This is a genomic window from Exiguobacterium sp. BRG2 (assembly GCF_031844245.1).
GTDB lineage: Bacteria > Bacillota > Bacilli > Exiguobacteriales > Exiguobacteriaceae > Exiguobacterium_A.
This window is the reverse complement of sequence record NZ_JAUZUW010000021.1, coordinates 1-8,472: the sequence shown is the minus strand read 5'-3', so window position 1 is coordinate 8,472 and position 8,472 is coordinate 1. Positions and strand designations below refer to the sequence as shown.

The following is an 8,472-nucleotide window of genomic DNA, read 5'->3' as shown; positions in this document are numbered from 1 at the left end:
TCGTCATTGTTTGTTTTGAAAATGGTGGGCCTAAGTGGACTCGAACCACCGACCTCACGCTTATCAGGCGTGCGCTCTAACCAGCTGAGCTATAGGCCCGTCAAAGCAAACAAAATATGGTGCACCCTGAGAGATTCGAACTCCCGACCCCTTGATTCGTAGTCAAGTACTCTATCCAGCTGAGCTAAGGGTGCGATATGGTGCGGTCGAGAGGACTTGAACCTCCACGATGTTGCCACCACTAGGCCCTCAACCTAGCGCGTCTACCGATTCCGCCACGACCGCAAATATGAAATTAAAAATGGTGTGTCATGCAGGATTCGAACCTGCGACCCTCTGATTAAAAGTCAGATGCTCTACCAACTGAGCTAATGACACATAAAAACTGGGCTGGAAGGGATCGAACCTTCGCGTGCTGGAATCAAAATCCAGTGCCTTACCACTTGGCTACAGCCCAAAAATGGCGGTCCTGACGGGATTCGAACCCGCGATCTCCTGCGTGACAGGCAGGCATGTTAACCGCTACACCACAGGACCGCAATTTGAAGTTGAAAACAACTCTTTAAAAAGAAATGGTGGAGGATGACGGGATCGAACCGCCGACCCCCTGCTTGTAAGGCAGGTGCTCTCCCAGCTGAGCTAATCCTCCATATGGTGACCCGTACGGGATTCGAACCCGTGTTACCGCCGTGAAAGGGCGGTGTCTTAACCGCTTGACCAACGGGCCATTTTGTAATTAATAATTATTCTCAAGAAACATTTTCACATAAGAGGTCTGGCGGAGATGGAGGGATTCGAACCCTCGCACCAGTTTCCCGGCCTACACCCTTAGCAGGGGCGCCCCTTATAGCCACTTGGGTACATCTCCAAAAAAATGGCTCCGCAAGTAGGATTTGAACCTACGACCTACCGGTTAACAGCCGGTTGCTCTACCACTGAGCTATTGCGGAACGTTACGTTCTGTTCGGAACACTTTTATATAGTAGCAACTTTTTTTCTTTCCGTCAATGCTTTTTTAAAAAAGTTTTTAGTGACGATAAGTTGTTTAGTTGCTGTCGTTTTGACGACTTCTATAATTTATCATGCTCCGAAATGAACGTCAACTACTTTTGTAAAAAATCTTTCCGCGACAACGACCACATCGATACTTTTCCGTATTCATGCGTCTTTTCCTTCTATATAATGTACTGCATTTCTCACATTCATAAAGATAGGATTTTTTTTCGTCTTCTTGTCTTCTCGGACTGTATCGGAGCCCACCGTAACGCTCTAACCATTCTTTAAAGTCTTGATCTTGATGGCGGTGTCCCATTCCTGCTAGATGTAAATGATAGTGACACAGTTCATGAATCACAATTCCGCGGAAGACTTTCATGTCATCGATGTATCGTTTATTGAAGTCTAAGTGATGATCGCCTAAGAAGTAGCGACCACCTGTCGTCTTTAGGCGTGGGTTAAAATAAGCTTCATGTCGAAACGATAAGGAAAATACGTCGAGCGAAAGTTGCTCGACGTATCGTTGTAATTGTTCATTCGTCATTTCGGCGGAACCAGCGTCAAACCAATGCGTCCTCGCTCCGGTTCAACATTCGTCACCCATACCGTCACGATATCCCCGACAGCGACAACATCAAGTGGATGTTTGACACGCTTACGACTGAGCTTCGAAATATGGATCAATCCATTCTCTTTCACCCCGATATCAACGAACGCACCAAAATCAAGAACATTACGGATCGTCCCTTGGAATTCCATCCCGACTTGAATCATATCCATCGATAGAACATCTTGACGAAGTAACGGTTTATCGAGTGCTTCTCGCGGGTCACGTCCCGGACGTTGTAACGCCTCGATGATGTCACGTAACGTTGGCTCTCCGATCTCGAGCGTCTGTGCCATCTCCGGTAATGCCAATGTGGACAATTGTTCCCGGAGTGCATCCGTTCCGACTTGATCGAGCGTTAAACCTAGTGTCTTGAATAACCTTTCGACTGTTTTGTACTGCTCCGGATGGATTGGCGTCCGGTCGAGCGGATGCGTTCCATCTAAGATCCGGAGGAATCCAGCTGCCTGTTCATAAGCTTTTGCCCCAAGACGAGGGACTTTCAATAATTCCTGACGCGTCTTGAACGTTCCAAGTTCCGAGCGACGTTCGACGATTTTTTTCGCCGTCGCTTTCGTGATTCCTGCGACGTAACTCAAAAGCGGTTCTGACGCTGTATTGACATCAACTCCGACCTGGTTGACGACCGTTTCGACGACAAAATCAAGCGTCTCCTTCAATTTCGTTTGCGAGACATCATGTTGATATTGACCGACACCAACAGATTGCGGATCGACTTTGACGAGTTCTGCCAGTGGATCCTGCAAGCGACGTGCGATCGAAATTGCGGATCGTTGTTCGACTTGAAGCTCCGGAAACTCCGTTCGGGCAATCTCTGAAGCGGAATAAATACTTGCCCCTGCCTCGTCGACGATCGTAAAGGCAATATCTTTCTGCCCCTTCATCCAATCCGCAACGAATGCTTCTGTTTCCCGCGAAGCCGTCCCATTGCCAATCGCAATCAATTCAATACCATACGTGTCGACGAGCTTTGAAAGGGTTTGGCGCGCTTCTTTCGCTTTTTGCTCTGACATCGTCACGTAGATGACACCGACTTCCTTCATCTCACCCGTCGGATCAATGACCGCCCACTTACACCCCGTCCGATAAGCCGGATCAAGACCAAGCATGACTTTCCCTTTCATCGGTGGCTGCATGTAGAGTTGACGGAGGTTCTTACCGAAGACGTCAATCGCCTGAAGTTCTGCTTTCTCAGTCAGTTCGTTCCGAATTTCTCGTTCGATAGCAGGAAAAACGGATTTTTTATACCCCGTTGTGATTGCCGCTTCGACGATGTCACGTTTCTTTGGCGCCAGTTGTGCATATGAACGAAGTAACGTTGGTAAAACCTGCTGTTCCTCTAATACGACCTTCACCGAGACGATTTTCAACGACTCAGCACGGTTGATCGCAAGAATCCGGTGCGGAACGATCTGTTGAATCCGTTCGTTGTAAGCATAGTACTGTGCAAAGACACCTTTTTCATCAACTGCGTCCTTTTTCTGTTTCGTGACGATTTCTGCTGAACGACGTATTTGCTTGCGTATGAACTCACGCACCGTCGCTTGTTCGCCCCACTCCTCAGCGATGATTGATTGAGCTCCGGCAAGTTCTTCTTCCGAATCGAGTGTACCGCTCAAACGCTGAAATGTTGCCTCATCATAGGCAGACTTGTCGCGTAACCAGTCAGCAAGTGGCGCAAGCCCTGCTTCCCGTGCAATTTCCGCCTTCGTCCGACGTTTTGGTCGAAACGGTAAGTAAATATCTTCGACTTGTTGTAAGGTCGTCGCTTCATTGAGCGTTCGACGGAGTTCCGGCGTTAGTACACCTTGTTCCTCGATTTTTTCAAGGACGTCACTTCGTCTACTTTCAAGTTGTGTTAATTGTTTATGTCGATCGAGGATCGCTTTAATCGCGACCTCATCGAGTTCACCTGTCTGTTCTTTTCGGTAGCGGGCGATGAACGGAATCGTACCGCCTTCTTCCGTCAATTGTAAGACTGCCTTCACTTGAGCAGGACGTACATTCAATTCACTTGCGATTCTCTTTTCCATCTGCTTCACCTCTCATTCATTATACCGAAGAATGCATGGAAAAGAAAAAAGACTGACACGAGGTCAGTCTTTTGAGAATACTTCATTTGGTTCAACTTTAATCGCTTCACGTAACTTCTGCAAAGCACGTCGTTGGAGACGGGACACATGCATTTGTGAAATGCCGAGTAGTTCTCCCGTTTCTTTTTGACTCATATTGCGATAATAGGCACATTCGAGGATCGAACGCTCGCGGTCCGTTAAGACAGCAAATGCCTTTTCAAGAATCAGACGCTGATCGACAGAGTCATAGCCATTCTCTTGATTACCAACGAGGTCGAGTAAGGTAACGGTACTACCTTCCTGATCTGCCTCAATCGAGCTATCGACGGAGAGAGCTTGATAACTCTTACCCATCTCGAGTGTTTCAAGGACTTCCTCTTCTGATACTTCAAGGCGAGCAGCAATTTCATCGATACGCGGAGAACGTTGCAACTCCGTCGTCAATTCCTCGACTGCCTTCTTAATTTTCGGACCGAGTTCCTTAATGCGACGTGGAACATGGACGCTCCATGTCTTATCGCGGATGAAACGTTTGATTTCACCGATGATCGTCGGTACAGCAAACGATTCAAAACTGCGACCAAATTCCTTATCGAATCGACGAAGCGCCGCGAGCAACCCAATCATACCGACCTGAACGAGATCGTCATGAATCGGTCGACCACGCGAGAACTTTCGGGCCAAAGCTTCTACCAAGTCTGAATAACGCTCGAGTAATGCCGCATGCACTTCCTCATCTTGGTCGTCCTGCTGATACAAATCAATCAGTCGAAGTACTTCATCATCACTGTGATGGCGTTGTTGAGACTTTGCTGGCACTTTGACCCACCTCATCTCTATTCATATATTTTGTCATATGGACAGTGACGCCGTTCGCTTTCTCGATCGTTACTTGATCCATCAATGCTTCGATCATCAAGATACCGAGTCCTCCTTCATGCAAGGAATCGAGATCGTGTGCGTCCGTAATCGGCTCACTTTGGCGTTTGACCTCATCTTTATCAAACGTAATGCCGTTATCTTTAACGATGATCTCAAGACGATCATCTGGATAGACGTTGCATGTCAAGGCGATACTACCATCTTCTTTTCCTTCGTACGCATGTTGAACAGCGTTTGCACATGCTTCTGAGACAGCGATTTTGATATCTTCGATGTCATCGTACGTATACCCCATTCGGTTCGCGACGCCTGAAACCGTCAAACGAGCGATGGCTACATATTCCGGTTTGGCCGGTAATGTCATGTTCAGTTGTTCGTTCTTCATTGCGTTCCACCTCGTACACCACTATCAATTGTAATGATGCTTGAAAGACCTGTGATCTCGAATAGACGACGGATACGTTCAGAGACGCCAACGAGCGTGAACGATGTTCCGTTCTTTTTCGCTGCTTTGAGGGCACCGACGAACACACCGAGACCTGTTGAATCCATATAATGAACTTCATCCAAGTGCACGATGACATCATTCGTTTCGACTGCTGGGACTAATTCTTGGCGAAGCTTTGGTGCCGTATACGTATCAATCTCACCTGCGATATAAAGATGCGTCTGACCGTCAAGCTGCTCTGTTTTAATTGTTAAATCCATCTTCAAGTTCCTCCTCAAGGAAAATCTGTCTATGTGGTCTTGCTATTCATCCTACCTCTTCCCTTTATAAAAAGGTCACTTGGGTATGTTTCCCCGTAAAGAAAACTTTGAAACCCATTTTTAAAAAAAGAGGTCAAAAAAAGTCGTATACGCTAGTATCGACTCTTCTTGTGTTGCGCTTCTATGTAAGTGCCTAAAAATCAACCAAGCCTAAGCTGATTGCGACGGCACTATTTACTTTCATCATCGTGTCCGGATCTAGATGTGTGACTTTATCCGTTAGACGGCGTTTATCAATTGTACGGATTTGCTCAAGTAAGATGACCGAATCACGTTCTAATCCGTGTCGCTCTCGATATACTTCCACATGGGTCGGTAGTTTGGCTTTGTCGATCTGTGCCGTGATCGCAGCCACGATGACTGTCGGGCTGAATCGGTTACCAATATCATTTTGTAGAACAAGCACGGGACGAACTCCCCCTTGTTCCGATCCGACCACAGGTGACAAATTTGCATAAAAAACGTCGCCACGTTTGACTATCAAAGCTTACACCCCGCTTACTTGACGTAGGAGTGAGAACTCCGCCTCCGTTTCAATCTGGAACATTTCGCCTACGATCGATAAATTGATTGCTGCCATTTCTTCGTAACCACGCTTCAATTCCTCACGTAGCTGACGCTTGCGTTCTTCGGTCGTATGATTCGACTTCATCCCAATCGTCTCCTTCGCTACATTTCGCTCAACAAACTGCATTTCCCGTTGTTGGACCAAGATAATGGCACCTCCAGATTCACTGAAACCTTAACGAACGACTCACTTTCTACTTCAATATATCAGTCGAATTCAGAAAATACAATCAAAATTCAAACAAATAACATATTTTTGCCATCTTATTGATGTCTTATGCGAATCACTGACGCGGAACACGTTTCGAGAATTGACAGAGAACTTCATAGTTGATCGTCCCGAGCCAATGGGCCGCTTCCTCGATTGGTGCCCCTTCTCCAATCAAGATGACTTCCGTTCCAATCGGATATTCTCGCGGTAAACGAATCATCAAGCGATCCATACAGACACGACCGACGATTTCGCACGGTAGACCGTCTACAATCAGTGAATAGCCCTGAAACTTGCGTGACCAACCATCTGCATAACCAATCGGAACGGTACCGATCCATTCATCTGTCGGTGCCGTATAAGTCGCTCCGTAACTGATTGTCTGACCCGGTTCGACTTGTTTGACCTGCATCAGACGACTTTTCAGTGAAAACGCTGGTTTTAAAAATTCATAATGTCCTGCCATCTCATCCGACGGCATCGCCCCATATAACGCGATACCGACCCGAACGACGTTAAACGGCGCTTGTCCCGCTAAGCGAATCGCTGCCGCTGAATTAGCACAATGTACGTAACGAATGTCCGGTACTAGCGCGACATAGGATAAAAATGTCTCGAGCTGACGTTCAAACAATCGACTGTTCAGCTCGTCAGCGGTTGCGAAATGCGTATAGATGCCTTCGAGTTCGACAAGATCATCATTACACTCAACCAAAATATGCTTCAACTCATCGACATGCTGCAGTCCGAGTCGCCCCATCCCGGTATCGACCTTGATATGCAAACGGAGATGATCGATTTCCGTCAGATGCCGTTTCGCTTCTTGGAGCCAATCGGCTGAAAAGACAGGAACGGCGACATCGTAATTCGAAGCGACTGGCGCATGCTCCGGCAGTAAAGCTTCAAGCATCAGGATCGGCGCTTGGATACCCGCTTCTCGCAACTCAATCGCTTCTTCAAGGAGCGCAACAGCGAGTAAATCAGCTCCATTTTCAAGGGCAATCTCAGCGACTGTCACTGCACCGTGACCATAGCCGTCTGCCTTGACGACTGCCATCACCTGTTGCTCGCCCATTCGTGTTTTAATTTCGCGTATATTGTGTGCGATCGCTTCCCGATCGATTTCAATCCAAGTTGGTCGATACATCCTAATCCCTCTTCTCTAATAAGACTTGCGCAGACGCGTAGTGCTCTGAATGTGTAATCGAGACATGGATGACGCCATTGAATGGTCCGCTCATGATCGGTCGTCCGGTCTCATCGTTTAAAACTTCGACGTCCTGCCAGGAAACCTCTTTTCCGACACCGGTTCCAAATGCTTTAACGAACGCTTCCTTTGCGGCGAAGCGACCTGCCAGGTACTCAATTTGCCGGTGTCCTGAAAGCGATTGAAATCGTTCCTGTTCTGCCTGCGTCAAAATTCTTCCTGCAAAACGTGGCTGTCGCTCGAGCGTTTGCTCGATTCGATTTAGTTCGACTAAATCGATCCCAATTCCATAAATCATCCGAGACGCCTCCACAGTTCTATTCTTCGCCATCTTCATATAGAATGAAGATGAAGCGAGGTGTTGTCATGTTTAGTCGAACGGAAAATCTACAAACGTTCACACGTTCTTATCCGGTCGTTTCGTTGTTCATTTTAATCCAAGTCGCCCTGTTTGTCATCAAACAGTTAGGTGGACTCCTTAATCTGACGTTCTCTCCCTTAAGTGCAGGCGCAGCAATCAATCTCTTAATCGGGCAAGGTGAATGGTGGCGTGTCGTCACGGCAACGTTCTTGCATTATGATTTTTGGCATATTGCGTTCAATACGTTTGCTCTCGTCATTTTCGCACCGCCTCTCGAGCGGATGATCGGGCATACTCGATTCGCTGCTTTTTACTTGCTCGTCGGTACGCTTGCGAACGTCTTGACGTACTTCACGAAAATCAATGAACCGTTCTATGGACAAGCCGGAGCATCCGGTGCCATTCTTGGTCTGCTTGGTTTTTATGTCTACTTGAGTCGTTTCAAACGAACGGTCATCATGGCAGACGATACACGGCTTGTGTATATCTTCACTGCAGTCACGGCAGTCTTTACGTTACTTGGATCGAACGTCGCTGTCTTCGGTCACTTGTACGGTTTCGTCCTCGGATTCCTTTTCGGATTCGTCTTCGGCAACCGCGCCGTGCCATTCACACGTCCGTTCCAAGCGGGTCGTCGGACAAGTGGTGGTCCTGTCTTCGTAAGCGGTTCTGGGCAGTTGGGTCGTATCTTCTTCTATGTCATCATCGCCTTTGCTGTACTCGGATTATTCTTCCGTTACCTGTAAACCAGCATACAAAAAAAGGACTACGCTACAT

At 47.4% G+C, this 8,472-nt stretch carries 10 protein-coding genes and 10 tRNA genes; 1 reads left to right on the top strand and 19 read right to left on the bottom strand.

The window, feature by feature from the left end; translation table 11 throughout:
- Window positions 1-22: 22 nt before the first annotated feature.
- From Q9R23_RS15830 to acpS, 19 genes are all read right to left on the bottom strand, one after another.
- Window positions 23-99, bottom strand: a tRNA-Ile gene (locus tag Q9R23_RS15830).
- An 18-nt stretch (window positions 100-117) separates the two neighbouring features.
- A tRNA-Arg gene (locus Q9R23_RS15825) sits at window positions 118-194 on the bottom strand.
- 4 nt (window positions 195-198) lie between these two features.
- Window positions 199-285, bottom strand: a tRNA-Leu gene (locus Q9R23_RS15820).
- Between the two features lie 17 nt (window positions 286-302).
- Window positions 303-378: transfer RNA gene (locus tag Q9R23_RS15815), tRNA-Lys, on the bottom strand.
- Between the two features lie 7 nt (window positions 379-385).
- Window positions 386-457: transfer RNA gene (locus Q9R23_RS15810), tRNA-Gln, on the bottom strand.
- A gap of 4 nt (window positions 458-461) precedes the next feature.
- Window positions 462-537, bottom strand: a tRNA-Asp gene (locus Q9R23_RS15805).
- A 36-nt stretch (window positions 538-573) separates the two neighbouring features.
- Window positions 574-649: transfer RNA gene (locus tag Q9R23_RS15800), tRNA-Val, on the bottom strand.
- Window positions 650-652: 3 nt separating this feature from the next.
- Window positions 653-727: transfer RNA gene (locus Q9R23_RS15795), tRNA-Glu, on the bottom strand.
- 49 nt (window positions 728-776) lie between these two features.
- Window positions 777-868 (bottom strand) — tRNA-Ser (locus Q9R23_RS15790).
- A gap of 7 nt (window positions 869-875) precedes the next feature.
- Window positions 876-950: transfer RNA gene (locus Q9R23_RS15785), tRNA-Asn, on the bottom strand.
- Window positions 951-1,099: 149 nt separating this feature from the next.
- On the bottom strand, window positions 1,100-1,540 hold the full coding sequence (locus tag Q9R23_RS15780) for a SprT family protein (protein ID WP_290753372.1): 441 nt from the start codon (window positions 1,538-1,540) through the stop codon (window positions 1,100-1,102).
- The gene (locus tag Q9R23_RS15775) at window positions 1,537-3,657 is read right to left on the bottom strand and encodes a Tex family protein (protein WP_311247414.1); all 2,121 of its coding nucleotides are present in this window, start codon (window positions 3,655-3,657) and stop codon (window positions 1,537-1,539) included. The genes Q9R23_RS15780 and Q9R23_RS15775 overlap by 4 nt, the downstream gene beginning before the upstream one ends.
- A gap of 63 nt (window positions 3,658-3,720) precedes the next feature.
- The gene (gene sigB, locus Q9R23_RS15770) at window positions 3,721-4,518 is read right to left on the bottom strand and encodes an RNA polymerase sigma factor SigB (protein WP_023469620.1); all 798 of its coding nucleotides are present in this window, start codon (window positions 4,516-4,518) and stop codon (window positions 3,721-3,723) included.
- On the bottom strand, window positions 4,484-4,966 hold the full coding sequence (gene rsbW, locus Q9R23_RS15765; protein ID WP_035412210.1) for an anti-sigma B factor RsbW: 483 nt from the start codon (window positions 4,964-4,966) through the stop codon (window positions 4,484-4,486). The genes sigB and rsbW overlap by 35 nt, the downstream gene beginning before the upstream one ends.
- The gene (locus Q9R23_RS15760; protein ID WP_029342841.1) at window positions 4,963-5,289 is read right to left on the bottom strand and encodes an STAS domain-containing protein; all 327 of its coding nucleotides are present in this window, start codon (window positions 5,287-5,289) and stop codon (window positions 4,963-4,965) included. The genes rsbW and Q9R23_RS15760 overlap by 4 nt, the downstream gene beginning before the upstream one ends.
- 193 nt (window positions 5,290-5,482) lie before the next feature.
- Complete coding sequence (locus Q9R23_RS15755; RefSeq protein WP_023469623.1) at window positions 5,483-5,833, bottom strand: type II toxin-antitoxin system PemK/MazF family toxin; 351 nt, start codon at window positions 5,831-5,833, stop codon at window positions 5,483-5,485.
- 3 nt (window positions 5,834-5,836) lie between these two features.
- On the bottom strand, window positions 5,837-6,061 hold the full coding sequence (locus Q9R23_RS15750) for a hypothetical protein (RefSeq protein ID WP_023469624.1): 225 nt from the start codon (window positions 6,059-6,061) through the stop codon (window positions 5,837-5,839).
- Between the two features lie 139 nt (window positions 6,062-6,200).
- Complete coding sequence (gene alr / locus Q9R23_RS15745; protein ID WP_214856621.1) at window positions 6,201-7,274, bottom strand: alanine racemase; 1,074 nt, start codon at window positions 7,272-7,274, stop codon at window positions 6,201-6,203.
- A 1-nt stretch (window position 7,275) separates the two neighbouring features.
- Window positions 7,276-7,632, bottom strand: a complete 357-nt coding sequence (gene acpS, locus Q9R23_RS15740; protein WP_056059916.1) for a holo-ACP synthase — start codon at window positions 7,630-7,632, stop codon at window positions 7,276-7,278.
- Window positions 7,633-7,700: 68 nt separating this feature from the next.
- Between acpS and Q9R23_RS15735 the strand changes: the two genes are divergently transcribed.
- Window positions 7,701-8,441 carry a rhomboid family intramembrane serine protease gene (locus tag Q9R23_RS15735; RefSeq protein ID WP_311247413.1) on the top strand — a complete coding sequence of 247 codons (741 nt, stop codon included), beginning with the start codon at window positions 7,701-7,703 and terminating at the stop codon, window positions 8,439-8,441.
- The last annotated feature ends 31 nt before the right edge of the window (window positions 8,442-8,472 follow it).

Bases quoted from the DNA above. Each gene is read 5' to 3' on its own strand.
- acpS (WP_056059916.1), bottom strand. From the start codon at position 7,632: ATGATTTATGGAATTGGGATCGATTTAGTCGAACTAAATCGAATCGAG.
- Q9R23_RS15780 (WP_290753372.1), bottom strand. From the start codon at position 1,540: ATGACGAATGAACAATTACAACGATACGTCGAGCAACTTTCGCTCGAC.
- rsbW (WP_035412210.1), bottom strand. From the start codon at position 4,966: ATGAAGAACGAACAACTGAACATGACATTACCGGCCAAACCGGAATAT.
- Q9R23_RS15735 (WP_311247413.1), top strand. From the start codon at position 7,701: ATGTTTAGTCGAACGGAAAATCTACAAACGTTCACACGTTCTTATCCG.
- alr (WP_214856621.1), bottom strand. From the start codon at position 7,274: ATGTATCGACCAACTTGGATTGAAATCGATCGGGAAGCGATCGCACAC.
- Q9R23_RS15775 (WP_311247414.1), bottom strand. From the start codon at position 3,657: ATGGAAAAGAGAATCGCAAGTGAATTGAATGTACGTCCTGCTCAAGTG.
- Q9R23_RS15760 (WP_029342841.1), bottom strand. From the start codon at position 5,289: ATGGATTTAACAATTAAAACAGAGCAGCTTGACGGTCAGACGCATCTT.